Annotated in this window: 19 protein-coding genes; 14 read left to right on the top strand and 5 right to left on the bottom strand. The window is 53.9% G+C overall.

The annotated features are described in order from the left end of the window. The first annotated feature begins 93 nt into the window (after positions 1-93). From ACW44H_RS08365 to ACW44H_RS08350, 4 genes are read left to right on the top strand one after another with little or no spacing between them, the layout of a single operon-like run. Positions 94-468 (top strand): response regulator transcription factor, encoded by a 375-nt coding sequence (locus ACW44H_RS08365; RefSeq protein WP_457508396.1) that lies wholly within the window; start codon positions 94-96, stop codon positions 466-468. Continuing rightward, a complete protein-coding gene (locus ACW44H_RS08360) occupies positions 465-2,528 on the top strand; it encodes an exonuclease domain-containing protein (RefSeq protein WP_457508394.1) in 2,064 nt (687 codons plus the stop codon). Before ACW44H_RS08365 ends, ACW44H_RS08360 begins: the two co-directional genes overlap by 4 nt. Beyond that, a complete protein-coding gene (locus tag ACW44H_RS08355) occupies positions 2,525-2,734 on the top strand; it encodes a hypothetical protein (RefSeq protein ID WP_447044004.1) in 210 nt (69 codons plus the stop codon). Before ACW44H_RS08360 ends, ACW44H_RS08355 begins: the two co-directional genes overlap by 4 nt. 2 nt (positions 2,735-2,736) lie before the next feature. Beyond that, a complete protein-coding gene (locus ACW44H_RS08350; protein WP_457508393.1) occupies positions 2,737-5,490 on the top strand; it encodes an ATP-binding protein in 2,754 nt (917 codons plus the stop codon). A 25-nt stretch (positions 5,491-5,515) separates the two neighbouring features. Here the strand turns inward: ACW44H_RS08350 and ACW44H_RS08345 are convergent, their stop codons facing one another. The 3 genes from ACW44H_RS08345 to ACW44H_RS08335 form a co-directional block, all read right to left on the bottom strand. Further along, positions 5,516-6,643, bottom strand: coding sequence for a DUF294 nucleotidyltransferase-like domain-containing protein (locus ACW44H_RS08345; protein WP_457508392.1), 1,128 nt, complete (start codon positions 6,641-6,643; stop codon positions 5,516-5,518). 47 nt (positions 6,644-6,690) lie between these two features. After that, positions 6,691-7,035, bottom strand: coding sequence for an HlyU family transcriptional regulator (locus ACW44H_RS08340; RefSeq protein ID WP_457508390.1), 345 nt, complete (start codon positions 7,033-7,035; stop codon positions 6,691-6,693). Between the two features lie 78 nt (positions 7,036-7,113). Next, positions 7,114-8,334 carry an argininosuccinate synthase gene (locus tag ACW44H_RS08335; protein ID WP_071693107.1) on the bottom strand — a complete coding sequence of 407 codons (1,221 nt, stop codon included), beginning with the start codon at positions 8,332-8,334 and terminating at the stop codon, positions 7,114-7,116. A gap of 255 nt (positions 8,335-8,589) precedes the next feature. Here ACW44H_RS08335 and rnt point away from each other — a divergent pair, with 255 nt between their 5' ends. Both rnt and ACW44H_RS08325 read left to right on the top strand, forming a co-directional pair. Further along, positions 8,590-9,258 carry a ribonuclease T gene (rnt, locus tag ACW44H_RS08330; protein WP_113267967.1) on the top strand — a complete coding sequence of 223 codons (669 nt, stop codon included), beginning with the start codon at positions 8,590-8,592 and terminating at the stop codon, positions 9,256-9,258. Between the two features lie 173 nt (positions 9,259-9,431). Beyond that, complete coding sequence (locus ACW44H_RS08325) at positions 9,432-10,691, top strand: 6-phosphofructokinase (RefSeq protein ID WP_113267968.1); 1,260 nt, start codon at positions 9,432-9,434, stop codon at positions 10,689-10,691. A gap of 162 nt (positions 10,692-10,853) precedes the next feature. Here ACW44H_RS08325 and ACW44H_RS08320 read toward each other — a convergent pair whose 3' ends face one another. Next, complete coding sequence (locus tag ACW44H_RS08320) at positions 10,854-12,572, bottom strand: protein kinase domain-containing protein (protein WP_457508387.1); 1,719 nt, start codon at positions 12,570-12,572, stop codon at positions 10,854-10,856. Between the two features lie 283 nt (positions 12,573-12,855). Here ACW44H_RS08320 and ppa point away from each other — a divergent pair, with 283 nt between their 5' ends. From ppa to purH, 8 genes are all read left to right on the top strand, one after another. Then, positions 12,856-13,386 (top strand): inorganic diphosphatase, encoded by a 531-nt coding sequence (gene ppa, locus ACW44H_RS08315; RefSeq protein ID WP_113267970.1) that lies wholly within the window; start codon positions 12,856-12,858, stop codon positions 13,384-13,386. 192 nt (positions 13,387-13,578) lie between these two features. After that, positions 13,579-15,438, top strand: coding sequence for a protein-disulfide reductase DsbD (gene dsbD, locus ACW44H_RS08310; protein WP_457508385.1), 1,860 nt, complete (start codon positions 13,579-13,581; stop codon positions 15,436-15,438). Between the two features lie 405 nt (positions 15,439-15,843). Further along, a complete protein-coding gene (accB, locus tag ACW44H_RS08305) occupies positions 15,844-16,311 on the top strand; it encodes an acetyl-CoA carboxylase biotin carboxyl carrier protein (RefSeq protein WP_457508383.1) in 468 nt (155 codons plus the stop codon). A gap of 31 nt (positions 16,312-16,342) precedes the next feature. Next, complete coding sequence (gene accC / locus ACW44H_RS08300; RefSeq protein WP_113267972.1) at positions 16,343-17,683, top strand: acetyl-CoA carboxylase biotin carboxylase subunit; 1,341 nt, start codon at positions 16,343-16,345, stop codon at positions 17,681-17,683. A 147-nt stretch (positions 17,684-17,830) separates the two neighbouring features. Continuing rightward, positions 17,831-18,745, top strand: coding sequence for a 50S ribosomal protein L11 methyltransferase (gene prmA / locus ACW44H_RS08295; RefSeq protein WP_457508381.1), 915 nt, complete (start codon positions 17,831-17,833; stop codon positions 18,743-18,745). 98 nt (positions 18,746-18,843) lie between these two features. Continuing rightward, the gene (dusB, locus tag ACW44H_RS08290; protein WP_113267974.1) at positions 18,844-19,896 is read left to right on the top strand and encodes a tRNA dihydrouridine synthase DusB; all 1,053 of its coding nucleotides are present in this window, start codon (positions 18,844-18,846) and stop codon (positions 19,894-19,896) included. Continuing rightward, positions 19,893-20,249, top strand: coding sequence for a DNA-binding transcriptional regulator Fis (fis, locus tag ACW44H_RS08285; protein ID WP_113267975.1), 357 nt, complete (start codon positions 19,893-19,895; stop codon positions 20,247-20,249). The genes dusB and fis overlap by 4 nt, the downstream gene beginning before the upstream one ends. 50 nt (positions 20,250-20,299) lie before the next feature. Beyond that, positions 20,300-21,916: a bifunctional phosphoribosylaminoimidazolecarboxamide formyltransferase/IMP cyclohydrolase gene (purH, locus tag ACW44H_RS08280; protein ID WP_457508379.1), complete on the top strand. Its 1,617-nt coding sequence runs from the start codon at positions 20,300-20,302 to the stop codon at positions 21,914-21,916. A 117-nt stretch (positions 21,917-22,033) separates the two neighbouring features. Here purH and ACW44H_RS08275 read toward each other — a convergent pair whose 3' ends face one another. Continuing rightward, positions 22,034-23,491: an NAD-dependent succinate-semialdehyde dehydrogenase gene (locus ACW44H_RS08275; RefSeq protein ID WP_457508377.1), complete on the bottom strand. Its 1,458-nt coding sequence runs from the start codon at positions 23,489-23,491 to the stop codon at positions 22,034-22,036. Between the last annotated feature and the right edge of the window lie 74 nt (positions 23,492-23,565).

Genomic DNA, 23,565 nt, shown 5'->3' with positions numbered 1-23,565 from the left:
CGAGCATTCGGCCAAGGTCGTCTTGGCTGACTGTCTCGATCTATCTAGACTGCAGGCATGTATCGCTAAAACAAATAAAAGCAGGAGAGTGTCATGGCTAAAGTGCTCGTCGTCGATGACGAACCTAATATTGTTTTATCGTTAGAGTTTTTGATGGAACAAGCAGGGTTTGAGGTCGTCACTGCCGAAGATGGTGAACAGGCACTGGCACGAGTGAAGGATGCCCAGCCGGATCTACTCCTACTCGACATCAGCCTACCGGGCATTAGCGGTTTTGATGTGTTAGAGCGACTACGCAGCGAAGAAGCCACTGCACAACTACCCATTATTATGTTGACCGCACACGGACGTGACGTAGAGCGCGAAAAAGGTATGGCACTAGGCGCAGATGACTACATCACCAAACCCTTTTCTACGCAATCGCTGGTGGAGAAAGTCAAAACACTGCTCATTAAGGAGCAGCCATGACACGAGGCGGGTTGCCCAAGCGCCAGCGCCTGATCGGCCTTTGGCTGTTGCTTAGCGGCGTCAGCCTACTGGGCGGTGCTGTTTTTGCCGCCTGGCTGGATACTCAGCTTACCCCGACAGGCGCCACCCGAATAGCGCTGTGGATAGGCAGCTTCTCTGGCGGTGCAACGATATTTCTGGTGGGTTTGTTGCTTGAGCGCATGTTGTTTACACCGCTGCGCCATTTACAGGTGCAATTAGCGCGTTTAGTCGCCAATCCCGATGCCCGTGATGAACACCCACCCGAAGGTTGGCTAAAAGGTCTGGGACCCGACTTACGTCGAGTGCGTGAAAGCTGGCGCGAGGATCGCAGCCGCCTAGCCACTGCCCACGCTGACGGTGCTCGTAGCGCGGCACGCATACGCCAGGAGCTCGAAACGCTGCTGCAAGTGCTCGAAACCCCGCTGCTACTCTGTGATCATCACCGCCGTGTGATGCTATTTAACCAGGCCGCAGAAGACTTTTTTGTCGGCAATACCGGGCTTGGCTTAGGGAAACGCCTGGAAGCCCTACTGCCCGTAGCCAGCTTGCAGCAAGCACTCAGCCAGCTGCCTAACGACGGCTCGCCTAGAGAACTTCTCGCTCCTTGTGATAACCGTTGGCTAAAAGTCATCCTGCGTCGAGTGCCAGGTAGCGACCGCGAAACGTTGTTGACCTTTAGCGACGCAACGGCGTCGTGGTCGAGCGAAATGGGCGTCAGAGCAGAGCTTGCCGATATGCTGACCCCGCTTCGCCAGCATACCGCCAGTTTGACCAGCGCCGCCGATGCGCTCATCCAGCTACGCGATCAAAACGACGCCAGCACGTCTTCGCTGCGCCAACGCTTTGAGCGCGTCATCCATGAAGAAGGCGTCACATTAGGCGACAACGTAGCCAAAATTGGCCAACTGCTCGATGATATGCAGCACCAGGGCGAGCGCCTAACGCCCATGTGGTCCAACGACTTCTGGCAAGCACTGGATGAGCGCCTTGATCCCGAACACCGGTTAATCACACCGGTGGGCATGCCTGCTTGGTTTAAAGGCGACGCCCCGGCCTTGATTGCGCTATTTGATTCGTTGGTTAAGCATCTCAATGCCTATCTTCCTGACAATGGGTTTGAAGGAGAGTTATGCCTGGGTAATAAACGCGTTTATCTCGACCTTATTTGGCGCGGTAAAGCGATACCCGAGCATGAACTCGCCGAGTGGCGCCAGCAGCCACTAACCTCGCTGCCGTTAACACCCAGCGTTGCCGATGTACTACGCCAACACGCCAGCGACATCTGGAGCCTAGCCGACGATGATGGCGTGCATGCCCGACTGCGCCTTCCGCTTCCCGCAGTGGAGCGCGTCGGTGCCCCGCGGGAAACCGCACCACCACGGCCTGAATTTCATGACTTCGGCATTGCCGATCTCCCGCCGCCGGACGAAGCGCTCGCCAGCCGTTCCCTGCGCAGCTTGGAGGTTGTGGCGTTTGATACCGAAACTACCGGCCTTGAGCTACGCCGCGGTGACACGGTCATTAGCCTTGGCGCCTGCCGCGTGGTCAACGGGCGACTCCTGGCAAGCGAAGCCTTCGATCAAAAGGTAGACCCTCAACGGCCGATCCCGCCTGCCAGCACTGCGATTCATGGTCTTACCGATGCCGATGTGATCGGTGCACCACCGCTGGATATCGTGCTGACCCGCTTTCGCGACTATATAGGAGAAGCCGTATTACTCGCTCATAATGCCGCCTTTGACCTACTCGCCATCAGCCATAAAGGAGTCGCCTTTGACATTCCCGTCATCGATACTCTCCTGATTTCTCGTGCGTTGGACGAAGCCCTTGATGGCCATGATCTGGATAGCCTAGCCCAACGCTACGATCTGGCATTCCCGCCTGGCACCCGTCACACTGCACTGGGTGATGCCCGAGTGACCGCCGAGCTCTGGCTTGCTCTGCTGCCACGTTTAGAGGCCCGCGGCGTAGATACCCTGGAACAGCTGCTGACGCTGCAGGCCAATGCCTTTGACCGCCAGGATGCCAGTGCCTTATGAAAAGCTCAGGTCAAAAATCGCGACAAACCGAACGCTTAATGGCCTTGGTAGCGATTGCCTTACTGCTTTTCTGTCCACCACTAATTATCGTGGTAGACCGTCTTCCCTCATTTAACATGAGCTGGCTACCCCTTTATCTATTTTGCGCTTGGGCCGTTGTCATCGGCCTAACGGCTTGGTTAATGGAACACCGGGCGGGCCGCTAAGCATGCGTACTGACGCTATTATCCTGGGCACCGCCTTTGGCTATTTAGCGCTACTGTTTGTAGTGGCCGCCTGGGGTGATCGGCGGGCGGAGCAAGGTCGATCACTGATTGGCTCGCCCACGGTGTATGCGCTTTCCATTGCCGTTTACTGCACCGCCTGGACGTTCTACGGCAGCGTCGGACGAGCTGCCGAGTATGGCCCCAGTTTTTTGTTAATCTACCTGGGGCCCACCCTGGCGATGCTGTTGGCTCCCTTTGTGGTTCGCAAGATGGTCCGCATCGCCGCACGCCAGAGAATCACCTCTATTGCTGACTTTATCAGTGCCCGCTACGGTAAAAGCACCGGCCTTGGGGCGCTCGTCGCCTTAATGGCTCTAATTAGCATTACCCCTTATATTGCCCTGCAATTAAAAGCCATCACCGTTAGCCACGCAGTGCTGATTAACTATCCGCGTGCTGCCGACACCACCTTGGTCGACGAACACTTCTGGATGGATAAGTCTCTTTGGGTCGCCCTGGTACTAGCAGTCTTTATTATCCTGTTCGGCACCCGCCATCTAGATGCCAGTGAACGTCACGAAGGGATGGTGGCGGCTATAGCGGTGGAATCCATCGTTAAGTTAGTGGCTTTTATGGCCGTTGGCCTATTTGTGGTCTTTGTGATGTTTGAAGGCCCCACCGCGCTGTTTGCTCAAGTAGCGGCTACCCCCGCGCTAGTCGACAGCATGCGGTTGGAAAGTGTCCCTGGTGGCGTCACCGGCTGGGTGGGCATGCTGGTGCTGGCCTTTTTAGCGTTTTTAACTCTGCCCCGCCAATTCCAGGTATTGGTGGTCGAGAATGTCGATGAACAGCACTTAGCCCGAGCGAGCTGGCTCTTCCCTCTCTACATGCTATTAATCAATCTGTTCGTTATTCCCATTGCGCTGGCCGGCTTGCTGCTAGGGGCAAGCGCGGGCGATCCGGACAGTTTTGTCCTGACGCTGCCACTCTCAGCAGGCCTGGAAGGATTACCCCTTTTAGTATTTATTGGCGGCCTCTCAGCGGCAACAGGAATGGTAATTGTCGAAACGATCGCACTCTCTACCATGGTGAGCAACCAACTGATAATGCCGCTGCTGCTACGCTCCAAGCGGCTGCACCTGAGCACCAAAGGGGAACTAGCAGGCTGGCTATTGGGCATCAGACGCATCGCTATCGTGCTGATTTTACTCCTTGGCTATCTTTACCATGCATTAATCGGCGACTCCTACAGCCTAGTGACCATTGGGCTGGTTTCCTTTGCCGGGGCGGCACAGTTTGCCCCAGCGCTACTGATTGGCCTTTACTGGCGTGGTGCCACGCGCCAGGGCGCCACTACCGGCTTAATCGCTGGCTTCTTAATCTGGTGTTATACCTTGCTGTTACCCGGGTTTGCCCAATCGGGTTGGCTGGATGCGTCACTGTTGACAGAGGGCCCATGGGGAATTACCTGGCTGATACCCTATGGCTTATTCGGGCTTGCAGAGTGGGATATTTATACTCATTCACTGTTATGGAGCATGTTAGCCAACGTAGGACTCCTAGTAGGCGTCTCGCTGTTTACGCGCCCCACACGGCTTGAGCAGACCCAGGCGGCGCTGTTCACCGAAGCGATGCACCCCAACCTGCAAACCACGTCGCTATCGACATCACTATGGCGCGGGCAAACGACTCAGGGGGCGCTAAAAGAACTACTTATTCGTTATTTAGGCAGTCAAACTACCCGCCGAGTGTTTAGCCATAGCAACAAAAGTACTTATTCTGCTGATGAGCCCGCTACCGCCGAGCTGATTACACGTGCCGAGCAGGCACTCGCGGGTTCGCTGGGCAGTGCGTCAGCACGTGTATTGATTAACTCGGTTGTCCGCGGTGAGGCGCTGGATATCGAGTCGATTCTTAGCATCCTGGATACCACCTCGCAAACGTTGGAATACAATCGTCGTTTGGAGCAGAAGTCCCAAGAATTGGTGCAAATCGGGGAGGAGTTACGCAGTGCTAATGAGCGCCTGCGCGAGCTAGACCGTCTCAAGGATGAGTTTGTGGCCATGGTGAGCCATGAGCTGCGCACCCCGCTCACGTCCATCCGTGCTTTTGCTGAAATTTTACGCGATAGCGGGCAACTACCAGAGGATAAACGCCAGCATTTTCTTGGCGTCATTGTTCATGAAAGCCAGCGGCTATCCCGTTTAATAGAAGAAATCCTGGATCTTGCCCGCTTGGAAAGCGGTCGTTTAACGCTAAACCCACTCCCCCTCGATCTTGCTGCACTCACCCGTCACAGCATTGATGCCATTGCGCATCTCCATGAAGAGCAAGGAATCGAGTTAATCGTCAGCTTAGAAGCGGACCCAGCAATGGTGATTGGCGACCAAGACCGCTTGGAGCAAGTAATCATCAACCTGCTTGATAACGCCGGCAAGTTTGCCGATCGCCATCAGCCAAAAGTGTACGTCACCCTTTATCGCCATCGTCACCACTTCCGTTTAAGCGTAGAGGATAACGGCGCTGGCATTAGCCAGGAAGAGCGTGAACGCGTGTTTGAGAAATTCCATCAAATACAACAAGACGACGATATTCCAAGGGGGCGGCCAAGAGGCAGTGGTTTAGGGCTGCCGATTAGCCGGGGTATCATCGCCCACTTGGGCGGAAGGCTATGGGTGGAAGATGCCAAAACGCTGGGGGGCGCCTGCCTGACACTGGAGTTGCCCGATGCGCCGACTGAGGCAATTTCTGCTTAATCAGCCATGGCTTTCACAGCCACCTCTAGGCTTTTATTACTTGCTGAACAAACGCTCTAATCTGCTGAAGATCAAATTTAAGCAACAGGCGCTGGTCTTCGCGCAAGCGGCGCAGATCAACCCAGCCATCGGCTGCTTGGCCACAAGCTTTGTTATATCGTTGCTGATCCAGAATGTGCTGTTGCAGGCGTTCAAATGCCACGATGAGTAGCTCTGCTTGAGCAACCGGGAGCACCTTCTCCTCCCGGCTAAGCATCACCAAACGCTCTCGAGTCGCTATAGTGCGCAGACCTTGTCGAACGCAGAGCAAACGCGCGGCGCTAATCAACGGCATCAAGCCTTGATGCTTTAGGTTAATAGCGTGGCCATGGGGTGCATCGAACTGTGGGCTCGAAGCGACTCGTCCAAAGCGATCCAGCGCTACCGGCAACTCCTCTAATAGCGCCGCCATTTCAGCCATAAACAGTGATGCTTTCGGGAGGATGGAAGCGATGTGCTCGCCCAGTTGCACCGCAAGCGCTGAACTACCAGCGACCGGCGAAAAATCGAGCAGTATATTGGTCTGCTGAACGCGTTTCACCCGACGATCACCACTCCATATTTCTAGTTGTGCTTGCCACTCACTTAACCGTTTTCGCCACATAGGCCAGCGCGCCATGACATGCCCATGGCAGAGCGGAATACCGGCCTTATCCAGCCGCTGGGTAAATCGCTCGCCTAGTGACTGAAAAAAGCCATCGATCTCGACGTGACGATGGTCAGGGTAGTCATCAATGATCAGTGCATTATCCTGGTCGGGGCCAAGCAGGCTTTCAAAGCGCGCCGCCGAGCCTAATAGCAGCACACAATAATCCACGGGAGGTTTCCCCCACCCCTGCGCCTCCATCTCGCTTAACGATAGCGCAATTGCCAGGCGATAAAGCAACGCGTTGTGGTCACTGATAATTTGCGCAATACGCCAAGCAGGCAGATCGTAATGCGCCAGTGTTTCAACCAACGGCAGTTGCCACGCATAAGCGTCGGTTAATGAGATCTGAGAAGAAGACAGCTTTGAGAAAAGATGCTGTAACGGCGCGTTGAGTGCCTGAGTATCTAGGTAGCCATGCTCGTTAAAGAGAGCACGCCAGGGTGAGGCTTGGTGTACAACACGCATGCGCCTCTCCTTCATTCAATATTGCATTGTTCAATATTGTATTGGCTTTACTGCCCTTTTTCGCTATCGCTTTCGCTGGCGCGACGCGGGTCAGGCGCAAACATTGCCTCACCCACTTCATCAATATAGCGCTGGGATTTAGTGACCATCATGGTATCGCAAGCTTCGCGTGCGGGCAGCATGTCGGAACGCTCAAAGCGATGTTCGAGCATTTCACCAGAAGCGTCAGGCTTGCGGATCCAGCCGCTTACACGGTACTGGCCGCTCTTATCGTCCGGCTGAGAGACAATCTCGTAGCCCTTATATTCCACAGGTTCAGCAGCCTTAGTGGTCGCGCCTGAAGGGGCTTGTCGCTCGCTACCAAAGAGACCGGAAAATAGTTTTTTTAACATAGTGGCTCCTCTGCTTGTAGGGCGGCGATTCGTACTCGCCGCCCTAGCAAGATGTGCGCTTTTTATCAGCTAATGTTACTAGCTTTGTTTACGCCCTTTACCTGCAGCAATACGCAAACGCAGCGCGTTCAGCTTGATAAAGCCTTCGGCATCTTTCTGATTGTAAGCGCCGGCATCATCCTCAAACGTAGCGATTGATTCATCAAACAGCGATTCATCAGACTTGCGGCCGACCACGGTAGCGTTACCTTTATAGAGCTTCATGCGTACGACACCCGCGACATTCTTTTGGGTTTCGTCAATCGCTGCCTGCAGCATACGACGCTCAGGGCTCCACCAATAGCCGTTGTAGATCACTTCTGCGTATTTCGGCATTAGCTGATCTTTCAAATGGGCCTCTTCGCGGTCCAGGGTCAGTGACTCAATGGCGCGGTGAGCACGCAACATAATGGTGCCCCCTGGCGTTTCGTAGCAGCCACGGGACTTCATACCCACATAGCGGTTTTCAACAATATCCAACCGACCAATGCCGTTGTCGCCACCTAGCTTATTGAGTTTTTCGAGCACTTCATGGGCTTTCAGCGGTTCGCCGTCGATGGCGACGATATCACCCTTTTCAAACGTCAGCTCGACATAAGTCGGCTGGTCGGGCGCGGCTTCAGGCGAAACGCTCCAACGCCACATATCGTCTTCTGCTTCGGCCCACGGATCTTCCAAAATACCGCCCTCGTAAGAGATATGCAGTAAGTTGGCATCCATGGAGTATGGCGATTTTTTCTTTTTATTAGAAAAATCGACCGGAATCTTATGCTCTTCGCAGTACGCCATCAGCTTTTCACGCGAGGTTAAGTCCCACTCACGCCAAGGGGCGATCACTTTTACGCCCGGCTTAAGCGCATAGCCGCCAAGCTCAAAGCGTACTTGGTCGTTACCTTTACCCGTCGCACCGTGAGAAATAGCATCGGCACCGGTTTCATTGGCGATTTCGATCAAGCGCTTGGCGATCAATGGCCGGGCGATAGACGTACCCAGCAGGTACTCACCTTCATAAATAGTGTTAGCGCGGAACATCGGATAAACGTAGTCACGTACGAACTCTTCGCGCAGATCTTCGATATAGATCTCTTTTACGCCAAGGGCTTGTGCCTTGGTACGCGCTGGTTCGACTTCTTCGCCCTGACCGATGTCGGCAGTAAAAGTCACTACCTCGCAGTTGTAGGTTTCTTGCAACCACTTAACGATAACGGATGTGTCCAGGCCGCCTGAATATGCCAGCACAACCTTTTTGACATCGGACATTCTTTGCTCCTCTTTGATCATAAAACGTTCATTTGTAAAAACACACTCACCACTTGCGCTAGGCTGGTGCGATAGCGCTTTGAAATCGCTCTTTGATACAGAGCTTGAGTATAGCGTTCTCATTGCTCAGCGAACACCGTCAACGACGCCTGGGGGCTAAAGCTGCTAGAATCACACCATTCAAAGCGGTGGCTTACCGCTTCTGTCGATTGATTACCCGCGTTACTATTACTCGCTTTAAACAAGGAGAGCTGCATGAGCGAGGCAATTGCCCGCGAATTAATGGCCCAACGTTTTCGCAGTTACCTGCCGGTGGTCGTTGATTTAGAAACAGGGGGATTTAATGCCCAAGGTGATGCCGTACTCGAGATTGCCGCCGTTACGCTGACCATGGACCCGGAAGGCAACCTGCTTCCAGATGCCACCTATGCTTACCATATTGTCCCCTTTGAGGGAGCAAACGTTGAGCAGTCGGCACTCGATTTTACGGGTATTAATCTAGACGATCCGCTGCGCAGCCAGGTAGCGCTAAGCGAAGCTGAAGCACTGGGTGAAATTTTTCGGCCCATACGGAAATCCATCAAAGCCCACGACTGCACGCGCGCCATTTTAGTCGGCCATAATGCAGCATTCGATCAAGGCTTCTTAAACGCAGCCGTCAATCGGTGCGGCATTAAGCGAAACCCTTTTCACCCTTTTTCAAGTTTTGATACGGCCTCGCTTGCAGGCCTGGTATATGGTCAAACGGTACTTGCGCGCGCCTGTCGTGCCGCTGGCATTGAATTTGATAACAAAGCGGCCCACTCCGCCCGTTACGACACCGAGCGCACCGCTGAGCTGTTTTGTGCCATGGTCAATCGTTATAAAGATTTAGGTGGCTGGCAGCTTGCCCAGCGCGAACAAGAAATGGACGGCACCGAATGAGTCAATAAGGCAACGAGTGTGCTACAGGTGCAGCCCTCTTGGCTTTACGCTACACTTCGTTACCTTGCGCTAACACACGTCGGAGCATCCTGCCAAGCAATTTGCACTTATGCTTGGCTAACACTTATTGCGACCCTTTTACTCTACCCATTTTCAGGAGATGAGACGTTTCCATGGCCCAGCATAATGCCTTTTACGCCCAATCCGGTGGCGTCACCGCCGTGATCAACGCCAGCGCCTGCGGCGTTATCGAAGCCTGCCGTCAAGCACCCGATCAAATTGGCAAGGTTTACGCCGGTCACAACGGCATTATCGGCGCTTTAACGGAAGACCTGATTGATGTTACCCAGGAGAGCGATGAGTCAATTGCAGCACTGCGACACACGCCGGGCGGTGCTTTCGGTTCCTGCCGCTATAAGCTGAAAGACATTGACACCCACCGCGCGCAGTACGAGCGTTTAATTGAAGTATTCAAAGCGCACGATATTCGCTACTTTTTTTATAACGGTGGCGGCGACAGTGCCGATACCTGCTTAAAGGTTTCTCAACTCTCCGAAAAACTTGGCTACCCACTCACCGCGATTCACGTGCCAAAAACCGTGGATAACGATCTGCCCATTACGGACAACAGTCCTGGCTTTGGCAGCGTTGCCAAGTACATTGCTACTTCTACATTGGAAGCGTCGTTAGATATTGCATCCATGTGTGCCACCTCTACCAAGGTGTTTGTGCTTGAGGTAATGGGCCGACACGCGGGTTGGATTGCTGCTGCCGGTGGCTTAGCGGGCCAAGCGGAGGGCGAGCCCCCGCATATGATTATCTTCCCAGAAATTCCGTTTAACCGTAAAGCGGCCATGGCGCGGGTTGAAGAGAGCGTTAAACAATTTGGCTACTGCGTCATTGTGGTGTCTGAAGGTGCACGCTACGAAGATGGCACTTTTTTGGCCGATGCAGGTAATACCGACGCCTTTGGTCACCGACAGTTGGGGGGCGTCGCGCCAACGTTAGCGGGGATGATCAAGCAGGATTTAGGTTACAAGTACCACTGGGCGGTCGCTGATTATCTCCAGCGCGCTGCGCGCCACCTTGCCTCCAAGACTGACGTTGAACAAGCTTATGCTGTTGGCCGTGAAGCGGTAACGTTAGCACTGGCGGGCAAAAACGCCATGATGCCAGCCATTCGTCGTATTTCTCAGTCGCCCTACCAGTGGGACGTTATTTCCGCCCCGCTTTCTCAGGTAGCCAACCAAGAGAAGTTTATGCCTCGCGACTTTATCAGTGAAAATGGGTTTGGCATTACCCAGCCTTGCCGGGACTACCTCTCCCCGCTCATTCAGGGCGAAGATTTCCCGCCGTTTGAAAACGGGCTACCTAAAGTGGCTAAGCTAAAATTAGCCAAGGTCGAACGCAAGCTGCCTACGTTTACGCTATAAGCCGCTAACGCAGCAAGGTCATTGCGAGAGAGATTGCTTCGTCGCTGCGCTCCTCGCAATGACCCATTCTCTGTCATTGCGAACGAAGTGAAGCAATCTCGGGGTTGTCTGCCACAGAGCATGCTCAGATTGCCTTACTTTATGTGCCTTTACTGCTTGGGCTCACCGAAGCAGCCAGGAAAGCACGAGCAGCAGCAACAAAATCCCCGCCACCCCCTGCCAAAAACGCCGCGGTTCCTGACGACTTTCTTCCCCTCGGTTTGTCGCTCGCCCAAGCGGCACCCTAAGTGCATGCAAGAATTCGGACATACGCCTAAACCGCAGTGCCCGCTGAGGGTCCAGGGCGCGACGTAAAGCATCATCTAATGCCGGTGAAATTTCTGGATTAGTGGTACGCGCACTTCGATAGGTCAACTCTTCGAGATCGGTATGACTACGCAGCCGATTAGGGGTCAGCGTATAGGGCAAAGCGCCCGTTAGTAGCCAGTAGGTAGTAGAAGCAAGCGAGTATTGATCACTGCGCCGGCTAACGCTATCGGCCAACGCATACTCAGGAGCGGTGTGCTCATTAAAACCAATCTGCCGGAGCAACTCGCCTGAGTGCCGATGCCCTTCGCCATCACGCATATGGCAGGCACTAAAATCGGTAAGCACCAGCTTGCCGTGTGGGTCGATTAAAATGTTATCGGGATTGATCTGTTGATGAATGATTTCCCGGTGATGCAGCGCCTGCACCGCCTTGCCGAGTTGATTCGCGATATCCAGGCGCTGAGTTAAGCTCGCTTGGGGATGCCGTTCCGCCCACTGGCGCAACGTCTCGCCTTCAATATGTTGCATTAGATAATAGAGGTAACGGCGCGGCCTTGACGGCTCCATCACCTTGACGACAAACGGTGAATTGACCCGCTCTACCACCCACTGCTGAAGTAGGAAGTGCTCCAGGTAGGCGTTGCGCAACGAAAGCTCTGGGCTGGGCGCCTTCATCACCATTTCACGTTCGCTATGCACATCGCGAACACGATATACACGCGACTGCGCCGTTCGCGATAGAACAGCGAGAACTTCCAGACCATCTAAACGCTCACCCGGCGAGAGCTCAGGCGGAATAGGCAAGTCACCATAGAGCTGCCCTGGATGCTCGGTAACCTCTTCAGGTAACTCATCGATTCTTACCAATTGAAAGCAGAACTGATCACCGCCGTAGCCCCGCTCTTGAGCACGCTGCTTCGCCTCATTAGCTAAGCGCTCACAGGCGGCGTCCAGATCACTGGCGTCTTGGCGAATCAAACGTACATAATCGGAGGGAAGCAGCGTGCCGCGCACGCCCTGTGTGGTGAACAGAAATAGGTCGCCCTGCTTAAGGGGGATATGGGTGTAATCGATATCAACACTGCCGTCCATACCCAGGGCCCGCGACGGGTAACGGTAGCCACCCAGATCGGTGACATGGTCGCGACTTAATTGCTCAAACTCAGCGCCGCGCAAACGAAACACTAGCGTATCGCCCATATGAAACAGATGCGCTTCGCGGCCACGAAATACCATCGCCGACATAGATGAAACGAAACTACCCTCTTTCACATGCTGGCTTTGGCTGTAGCACCAGCTATTAAGCGCACGCAGTACACGTGTGGCTGACGTTTTAACATCCCAATGATCAGGGGTTGAGAAGTAATCGGCCAGGAAACCCCGTACGCTTAAATCACCGGCTTGCTTGGCCATTGTATTCCGTGAAATGGAGTCGCTGATAATTGCACAACCCCCTTTGGCGCTTAGTAGCGGTGCTTCTGGAAAGCGAACCGACATAGAACTTCGGTGCAGACGCCTGTCGGGTGCGACAAACGCTTGACCATAACTGATGAGCAACTGGGCGTGCGACAAGTCATCCTCCTAGGCTGCCGACTCGATCGAAAGACATCTCTTTCCTCCACTACTTTCCTCCAACAGCGCTTATGATACACGCAGCCGGGTAGATAGGATGCTCACCAAACGTCTCTATCGTTTTCTTAGTCTTTTAAAGCGGCCCGGTTTACCACTGTCGGCCAACCTATGTCGCATTGGTAATCGGGCAGTCATGTTCGTATAATTCTTCGCCATCAATGACTCTAAATCGATTGCCTAATCACTGCACGACTCTAGCCACAGCACTATCAAGGAATCAACAATGAACTTCGATAATATCCCCGCTGGAAAGGATCTCCCTAACGACGTTTACGTGGTGATCGAAATTCCAGCCAACCACGATCCAATCAAATACGAAATTGATAAAGACATGGGCGCATTACTGGTTGACCGCTTTATGGCCACCCCCATGTTCTACCCTGCCAACTATGGCTTTATCCCGCACACCCTGGCAGATGATGGCGACGCTCTAGACGCGCTGGTCGTTACCCCGCACCCGGTTCAAGCTGGCAGCATTATTCGCGCTCGTCCGGTAGGTATTTTGAACATGACCGACGAAGCCGGTGAAGATGCAAAACTGATCTGCGTGCCCCACGCGAAACTTAGCTCGCTCTACGACGACATCCAGGAGGTCACTGACCTGCCTGAACTGCTGCGCCAGCAGATCGCCCACTTCTTTGAGAACTACAAAGATCTTGAAAAAGGCAAATGGGTGAAAGTCGAGTCTTGGGAAGGTGCCGACGCGGCGCGCAAGGCAATCGAAAAGTCCGTTATCGCCTACGAAAAAGCGTAACAGTTCTGGATTTGCCGTTTTGCAGCTAATGAGGCCGCCTATATAGGCGGCTTTTTTTGTCACCAGGTTTTGTTACCAGGATTAACACACCATTAGCGACCGCGTCACCTCACCGCAGCTTATACGCGTAGGGTCTAAGGTTGCGGTATGCTACTTGCCTTTGCTTGCGATGCCATTGATTAAGGACGCACCGTGTTACTTCTTAAACGTCTGAGCCTGTTTCCTTTACTTGTTTTTATTCTTGGCTGGCTACCGCTGAATGCGCACGCTCAGTGGTTTGGTTCCTCCAGTAGTCAAGACGAATTTTTACCGGTCATGGAAGCCTTCCAGCCTACCGCTTGGCACGATGGGGAGAGGCTCTTTATTGGCATCGATATTGCTGATCAATACTACCTTTATCGTCATCAGCTTGCGGTTACCAGCCAAACTGAACGCGCCTCGCTGGGCGAGCCCAGCCTCCCCAAAGGCACCTTCACTAATGACGAGTTCATGGGCGATGTCTACATCTTCCGGGATCAGGTGGTGTTCGAAGTTCCGCTGAAAGCGCCTTATTCCGGCCCTCTTAACATTACGCTAACCTTTCAAGGCTGTGCGGATGCCGGACTCTGCTACCCGCCGGAACAAACGAACCTACAGGCCAGCGAAACACAGCCCCCCAGCCAATTTGCCAATTGGGACACCGCAAACAGCACAGCCACCGACGAGGATGCTAACGCGACACAAAGTGCTTTCACCGCGCCCCAAAGTGAAGACAGCCGTTTTAGCGCGTTAATCAGCGATACCAGCCTGCCACTGGCGTTAGGGCTGTTTTTTATCGCGGGTTTAGGATTAACCTTCACCCCCTGCGTATTACCGATGATACCCATTCTCTCATCGATGGTAGTAGGCCAGAACCCCACACGCCCGCGCGCCTTTGCACTCTCTCTAAGTTATGTACTGGGCATGGCGCTAACCTACGCATTGGTCGGTGTATTGATGGGGCTGTTTGGCGCCGGCCTTAACCTTCAGGCCCGCTTGCAGTCGGCGCCGGTCTTATTCACCTTTGCTGTGCTATTCACGCTCTTTGCACTGGCGATGTTCGGGGTCTTTAACCTTAACCTTTCGCCTCGCTTGGCCAACCGCATCGATGCTTGGCAAGCTCGGGCGCAGCGCAGTGGCCCGGCGGGATTAGCCGTAGCGGGTGCCCTTTCAGTGTTGGTCGTATCGCCCTGCGTGACTGCGCCTCTAGCGGGGGCGCTGGTGTTTATCTCCTCGACCGGCGATGCGGTCATAGGCGGTACGGCGCTGTTGGCACTGGCGCTTGGTATGGGCGTTCCCCTGCTCTTAGTCGGCACCTTTGGTGCTACGTTATTGCCACGTTCAGGCGCTTGGATGAATGGCGTAAAAATCGCCTTTGGATTGCTGCTCTTGGGCGTGGCGATTTGGATGATAGAGCGCTTGGTGGCCGCCCCCGTCGCACTTTTATTATGGGCAGCGCTGGCGATTGGCACGGCCCTTGTCTTGGGAGCGTTGAATTTCAATCAGCCCCAAGGGTGGCCACGGGCACGCCAAACGCTTGGCATCATGCTGTTAGCGTGGGGGGTAGTGCTGGTGATTGGGGCCGCGCAAGGGAATAACAATCCTTTGCGCCCCCTGGCTGCCACGGCCAGTTTTTCTGGCCAATCCCAGCCGGAAGCACTCGATTTCATTGAAATAGATAACCTAATCGCACTCGAAAAGGCAATTGCTGAAGCCGATAGCGTTAACCAGCCGGTATTTGTTCACTTTACTGCCGACTGGTGTATTTCATGCAAGCTTCTGGAGCGAGACGTCTATCCCGACCCGCGTGTCACTGCTACGCTAAATGATTACACGCTGATTGCCGCCGATGTCACCCATACGGATTCGCAAAGCCGTCAGCTGCTTGAAAAATTCAACCTGTTTGGCCCTCCCAGCCTCCTCTTTTTTAGCCAGGGAGAAGAAATTCGCAATGCGCGTATACAGGGCGAAGTAACAGCCGATCAGTTACTTGAACACCTCGAATCGGTTAGCCAGTGGCTAGCAAGCAGCTAAGCTCTCACAGACTATCTTAAAGGCAATCTTAAAAAAATCTTAAAGACTATTTTAAAGACTATCTCAAAAGCACTTTGCAGCACAGGAGTAGCCTAATGCCGCGAATATCGTCAAACAGTTGTTTAATTTTCATCTACACACTGTTTTTTGCGCTGGTTCAGGCTGTTGCTGGACATCCTCGCACTTTTTCGGCAAACTTCGCTCCCATATTAGCTAAAAACTTCCTTTTTTGGGGGTGAGAACAGGGTAACGTTCGCTAACATGCAGCGTTCTCTTCGTTTTTAATTCAGGTTTACTGCGCTTTTTATAATTACTGCGCAGCGTCGCATAAGCCCGCCGTTAGGCTGGGTTCGCTCTGTGACTATTTCTCACAACCTACTTTTACGACATTGATAGGGCCACGCCATGGATATCCGCAAAGTTAAGAAACTGATTGAGCTGCTCGAAGAATCTAATATTAGCGAGATTGAAATTCAGGAAGGCGAAGAGTCAGTCCGTATCAGCCGCCACCCTAACGGCGCGACTTGGCAGCCACAACCGATGCCACACTATGCGCAGCAGCCCAGCTATGCACCTTCAGCAGGCGCTCCAGTAGTGTCCTCTTCTACTGAAGCAGAGCCTCAAGGCGCCAGCTACCGTGGCGAAGCGGTCAATTCTCCGATGGTAGGCACCTTTTACCGCAGCCCAGCGCCAGGTGCCAAGTCGTTTGTGGAAGTCGGTGATAGCGTCAAGCAAGGCGACACTATATGTATCATTGAAGCCATGAAAATGATGAACCAAATCGAAGCTGACCGTGACGGTGTGGTGGAAGCCATCCTAGTGGAAGATGGCGAACCAGTAGAGTTCGATCAACCCATGATCGTTATCGCTTAATCTTTCATTTTCAACACGGGTGGATTCTCCCATGCTGGACAAGGTACTTATCGCGAACCGCGGCGAGATTGCCCTTCGTATTCTACGGGCCTGCAAAGAACTGGGCATTAAAACCGTAGCGGTACATTCCAAAGCTGATCGCGAACTCATGCATGTTCGCCTGGCGGATGAAGCCGTGTGTATTGGACCGGCATCGTCAGCGCAGTCTTACTTAAATATCCCGGCATTGATCAGTGCAGCCGAAGTCACTGACTCTTCCGCTATTCACCCGGGCTATGGCTTTCTGTCTGAAAACGCCAACTTTGCTGAACAGGTAGAGCGCTCTGGATTTACCTTTATTGGCCCACGCGCCGAGACGATCCGCCTAATGGGCGATAAAGTCAGTGCGATTCAATCAATGAAGGAAGCCGGTGTTCCCACGGTGCCCGGCTCTGATGGCCCTTTGGGCGATGATGACGCCACTAATTTAGACACCGCACGTCGCATTGGTTATCCAGTGATCATTAAAGCAGCCTCTGGTGGCGGTGGCCGCGGGATGCGCGTAGTGCACTCTGAAGGCCATCTGCTATCGGCAATTACAGTTACCCGTACCGAAGCGCACGCCGCCTTTGGTGATGGCACGGTTTATATGGAGAAATTCCTTGAAAAGCCGCGCCACGTAGAAGTGCAAGTGCTTGCTGATGGACAGGGCAACGCTATTCATCTCTATGACCGTGACTGCTCGCTGCAACGCCGTCACCAAAAAGTGCTTGAAGAAGCCCCGGCTCCTGGACTTGATCCTGACGCCCGCGCCCAAGTCCTTGAGGCTTGCCGCCAAGCGTGCATTAAGATCAATTATCGTGGTGCTGGCACCTTTGAGTTTCTGTACGAAGACGGCGAGTATTTCTTCATTGAAATGAATACCCGCGTTCAAGTTGAGCACCCTGTGACGGAAATGGTGACCGGCGTAGATATCGTCAAAGAGCAGCTACGCATTGCCTCTGGTCTGCCGCTGTCGATTCGCCAGGAAGATGTGCAACTTAATGGCCACGCCTTTGAGTGCCGGATTAACGCCGAAGACTCACGTACTTTTATGCCTTCCCCTGGCAAAGTAACGTTGTTTCACGCACCGGGTGGCCTAGGTGTTCGTATGGATTCACATCTCTATACCGGCTACACCGTACCGCCTCACTACGACTCTCTGATTGGTAAGCTAATCACTTGGGGCGCCGATCGTGAAATAGCCTTGACCCGGATGCGCAATGCGCTTGACGAGTTACTGGTGGAAGGCATTAAAACCAATATTGACCTACAAAAAGATTTGGTTCGTGACAGCTACTTCCGTCAAGGCGGCGTCAATATTCACTACTTGGAAAAGAAACTCAGCGCTTAATACCGCTCTGACGCCTTTTTCAGCCCTCATTCAAGTGTAATGCCCAGCGGGGTGGCCATGCCCACCCCGCGCTTGTCTTTACTGTTCTTATATCTACTGTACTTGCCTCTACTGTACTGTCTTTAATTCGTCTTGCGGAGAACCTTCATGCCCTGGCTTCAACTCAAAGCTCATGTCGCCCCCGAGCAGGCAGAGTTCCTCGAAGAGCTGTTGCTTGACGAAGGTGCAACAGCAATCGGCCTTCAGGATGCCCACGATGATCCGGTATTTGAGCCCGAGCGCGGCACGACACCGCTGTGGGAAGATACTATCCTTACCGGCCTCTACGACGACCTAGAGGGCATCGCAAGCATGCTGGAGCGTATTGAGGCAGCGTGGTCTGAGCAGATGCCAGGCGAACCCTGCCCGGCCATCGAGTATGAGCTGCTAGCAGACCGCGACTGGGAGCGCGAGTGGATGGATGATTTTACGCCACTACGCATGGGGCAACGCCTTTGGATCGTCCCCAGCTGGCATGAGCCCCCTGAAGCCGATGCGGTGAACTTGATTCTCGACCCTGGCCTTGCCTTTGGTACCGGCACGCACCCGACCACAGCGCTGTGCCTGGAATGGTTGGATGAAGTGGCAGTTGCAGGCCACCTAGCACAGCAAACTATTTTAGACGTCGGCTGCGGCTCAGGCATTCTTGCCATTGCTGCGCTTAAGTTGGGCGCGGACCATGCCGACGCGACAGATATTGACCCTCAAGCACTGCAGGCCAGCCGCGACAATGCGGAGCGTAACGGCATTGCCGAAGAAGATTTAAATCTATATTACCCTGAACAGTTAAGCGATGGTGGCGGCTATCCCATCGTGACTGCCAACATTTTGGCTGGCCCATTGGTCGAATTAGCACCGATGATTGCAGGGCACGTGGCCCCAGGCGGTCGTATCGCACTATCGGGTATTTTAGCCAACCAAGCCGAGGATGTTCATCAGGCCTATGCGGCGCAGGGAATCATGATGGATGAACCGTTGATCCGTGAAGGCTGGGTGCGGCTAAGTGGCCAACGTCCGCGTTAAAGCGGCAATCCGCCTTCACCCTGTCGCCGAGTAGGCGTATCATACGCCTCCTTGAACGCGCCTACTCGCCGCCAGCACAGCATACAAAGCCCGACACCATGACTTTAACCGCACTACCGGCCACCCCAGGCCCAGCCACTATTGGTCCGTTTACATTACCTAATCGGGTAATTCTCGCGCCCATGGCCGGCGTTACCGACCGCCCTTTTCGTCAGCTATGTCGACGGCTGGGTGCTGGCTGGGTGGTGGGCGAAATGGTGACGGCGGATCCTAGCCTCTGGCATACACGTAAATCTCAGCTGCGCATGGATCACCGCGGTGAGCCTGACCCGCGTGTGGTGCAAATTGCCGGAGGCGACGCTGAGATGCTCGCTCAGGCAGCACGCTTGAATGCCGAGCTAGGCGCACAGATTATTGATATAAATATGGGCTGCCCCGCCAAGAAAGTGTGCAATAAAGCCGCTGGGTCTGCGCTGCTTCGCGATGAAGCCCTGGTCGCCGACATTCTCGACGCAGTGGTGTCAGCGGTCGATATTCCAGTAACGTTGAAAATTCGCACGGGCTGGTGCGCTGAATCGAACAATGCACTACGCATTGCAAGGCTTGCCGAGTCAGCAGGCATTCAAGCGTTAGCCATACATGGCCGTCATCGCCAGCAGCGCTATACTGGACAGGCAGAGTACGACACGATTGCCGAGATCAAATCTCGCCTCTCGATACCCGTAATTGCCAATGGCGACATAACAAGCCCCGAAAAAGCCGCCGAGGTACTCGCGTATACAGGTGCTGATGCAGTAATGGTTGGCCGTGGCGCTCAAGGCAACCCATGGATCTTTCAACAGATTAGCCATTATCTTCACTATGGAGAAAAGATGGCTTTGCCCACGCTGACGGAGCGTCAGCAGGTACTTCTCGGGCACGTGGAAGCGTTACATGAGTTTTACGGTACGACCATGGGAGTGCGCATCGCGCGTAAGCATGTTGGCTGGTACATCAATGATGACCTCCGCTTTACGCAGCCTCAGCAGCGCACGCTTAAGCAGCAGTTCAATGCGTTAGCGTCACCTGAAACGCAATTTGATTGGATCAACGACGTGATGGCCCCTGGCGCCGCCATGCGTCTGCTAGCCAAAGGAAGCTATGCTGCATGACTGAACGCGATCTTCTCTCTAGCGACGACTACCCCAGCGACGCCTATCCCAGCGAGAGCTATACCCCTCTAGCGGGCACGCTAGCTGACCCTGCTATTGCTAGCTCGCCGCCACAGCCGCTTCGCGAGGCAGTAGAAATGGCTATGCGCCGCTATTTTGAGCATCTAGACGGCAGTCAGGCTACCGATCTTTATGCCATGGTGATGGCCGAAGTCGAGGCACCTCTACTCGCCTGCGTTCTAGAGCACACCGACGGCAACCAGACCCGGGCTGCTGATGTCCTTGGCCTGAACCGCGGTACCCTGCGTAAAAAACTCAAGCTGTACGGACTTATCGAAGGTGACGCCCCGTAACCCTGGGGCGTCGTTGTTTTTAATTCTCGACTCTGCACAAGAGCACTCTAATGGCTGATAACCCTCTAATGTCTGATAATCCTTCTCAGACTGATAGCAATACCGCTCCCGTTCGCCGTGCGCTTTTGAGCGTTTCTGATAAAACCGGCATTGTGGAGTTCGCCCGTGGACTCACTGAGCACGGTGTTGAACTTCTCTCCACTGGAGGCACCTTTCGTCTATTGCAGGAAAACGCCATTGCGGTGAAAGAAGTCTCTGAGCACACCGGCTTTCCAGAAATTATGGATGGTCGTGTTAAAACGTTACATCCGAAAATACACGGCGGCATTCTGGCCCGTCGTGGCCAAGACGACGCGGTCATGGCCGAAAACGACATCACCCCGATTGATATGGTAGTCGTCAATCTCTATCCCTTTGCTGCCACCGTTGCCAAGCCAGATTGCACGCTTGAAGAAGCCATCGAGAATATCGATATTGGTGGCCCTACCATGGTACGCGCCTGCGCCAAAAATCACGCCTACACCACTATTGTGGTCAATAGCAGTGATTACGCCCGGGTACTTGGCGAGCTGGCCGCCCAGGATGGCCACGTTAGTCGCGCCACACGTTTTGACTTGGCGGTTAAAGCATTTGAGCACACCGCGGGCTACGATGGTGCGATTGCTGACTACCTAGGAAGCAAGGTAAACACTGCCGATGAGGCATTCCCACGCACCTTCAATCTGCAACTAGATAAGAAGCAGGACATGCGTTATGGCGAAAATCCGCATCAGCAGGCAGCCTTCTACGTCGACCCCCAGGCAAACGAACCCAGCGTTGCCACGGCAAAAATGCTTCAGGGCAAACCACTCTCATATAACAATGTGGCCGATACTGACGCCGCCTTTGAATGTGTGAAAGCCTTTAGTGAGACGGCCTGCGTTATTGTTAAGCACGCCAATCCCTGCGGCGTGGCCATAGGCGCGACCGCCTTAGCCGCTTACGACAAAGCCTTTGCCACCGACCCTACTAGCGCGTTTGGTGGCATTATCGCTTTCAATACGCCACTGGACGCCGAAACCGCCCAGGCGATTATTGACCGCCAGTTCGTCGAGGTGATTATTGCCCCAGGCGTCAGCGACGAAGCCACCGCCATCGTGGCAAATAAGCAAAACGTTCGCTTGCTGGATGTCAGCGCTCACTGGCCCGGCGAACAGCAGCCTGCGTTGGACTTTAAGCGCGTCAATGGCGGCTTGCTGGTACAAGAGCGCGACGACGGCATGGTGACCCGCGATGACCTGACCGTGGTCAGCCAGCGCGCCCCCAGCGAACAAGAACTACGCGACCTTGCTTTTGCTTGGCGGGTGGCCAAATTTGTTAAATCCAACGCCATTGTGTATGCCAAAGAGGGCCAAACCGTGGGTGTGGGCGCAGGGCAAATGAGCCGAGTTTATTCCGCTAAAATAGCCGGTATTAAAGCCGCTGACGAAGGACTTTCTGTTCCCGGCTCAGTGATGGCGTCTGATGCGTTCTTCCCCTTCCGCGATGGCATCGATGCTGCCGCAGCGGCAGGTATTACTGCGGTTATACAGCCAGGCGGCTCCATGCGTGATCAGGAAGTCATCGACGCCGCCAATGAAGCTGGCATTGCCATGGTATTTACCGGCATGCGCCACTTCCGCCACTAAACGTAAAATTTCAACATATTACTAAACGGTAATAAAAAAGCCCCACCGACACTCTTTGGGTAAGAGCAGTCGATGGGGCTTTTTACATTATTATTTCAATAAAAGAGAGGGAAAGGCTTAGCCAAGATCAATACACAGATACTTGGTTTCCAGATATTCTTCCAAGCCCTGGTGGCCACCCTCGCGACCCAAACCTGAAGCTTTTACGCCCCCAAACGGCGCAGTGGCATTGGAAATAGCCCCTGTATTGATACCCACCATACCGTACTCCAGCGCCTCGGCTACGCGCCATACCCGGGCAAGATCGCGGGAATAGAAATAGGATGCCAATCCATACTGGGTGTCATTGGCCATTTCAATCGCGGTTTCCTCATCGTCAAACGGGAAGACAGCGGCTAACGGGCCAAACGTCTCTTCGTGAGCCACTTTCATCTTATCGGTTGCAAAACTGATCAGTGTTGGTGTGAAAAAATTACCGCCCAACGGATGCGGATGGCCGCCTAATAGTAGTTCAGCACCATGATCAATGGCATCCTGTACATGCTCACTGACTTTTTTAACGCCATTTTCATCGATCAGCGGGCCGATATTAATATTCGGCTTGGTGCCATCGCCTACATGCAGCTCGCTATTCATGGCGACTGCCAGCTTTTCACAAAAAGCGTTAATCACGCTGGACTGCACTAAAAAGCGGTTAGTACAAATACACGTTTGCCCGGCATTACGGAATTTGGCGGCCATAGCCCCTTCTACCGCAGCATCTAAATCGGCATCTTCAAAGACGATAAAGGGGGCGTTGCCACCCAACTCCAACGAAATCTTCTGCACGTGCTCAGCCGCTTGCGCCATCAGTTTCCGGCCCACTTCGGTAGACCCGGTAAAAGTGATTTTGCGCACTTTCGGTGATTGAGTCATGGCTTGTGCAATATCGCTCGCGCTGCCTGGCACCACGTTAAATACGCCGCGCGGAATGCCGGCACGCTCGGCCAACAACGCCAGGGCGGTGGCTGAAAAGGGTGTTTGGCTAGCGGGCTTAACCACGAAGGTACATCCTGCCGCTAGCGCAGCCCCGGCTTTACGCGTAATCATAGCAGCGGGGAAATTCCAAGGGGTAATTGCGCCAACAACACCGACAGGCTGTTTAGTCACGACGATACGTTGATTGGCTTTACCCGCAGGAATCGTTTCACCATAAACGCGCCGCGCCTCTTCGGCAAACCAGCGTATAAAGCTGGCCGCATAGGCAATTTCGCCCGCCGCTTCTTTGAGTGGTTTGCCCTGTTCGTAGGTCATCAGCATCGCAAGATCCTGCTGATGCTCTAGCATTAGGTCGTGCCACTTCAGCAGTAAATCGGCGCGCTCTTGGGCGGTAAGGGCCCGCCATGCGGGTAGCGCAGCATCCGCCGCATCAATCGCCCGCTCGGTCTCGGCTTTCCCCAACCGCGGAATATCGCCAATCGGCTCACCGGTTGCCGGGTTCAATACCGTAATCTGCTCGCCGCTATCCGCTGCAACCCAGCTGCCGTCTATGTAGGCAAACGGGCAATACAGCTGTGTTTCTTTAAGCGCTTCCATGTCAGACTCCTGACCACAGTGATGGTCTTATAGGCTCATTAACATCTTCATGCTAAGACGAAACACCCCGTTAG

The sequence above is a fragment of the Vreelandella sulfidaeris Esulfide1 genome (genome assembly GCF_054072535.1).
The sequence above is the reverse complement of the archived record's forward strand: the minus strand, read 5'-3'. Positions and strand labels throughout refer to the sequence as shown.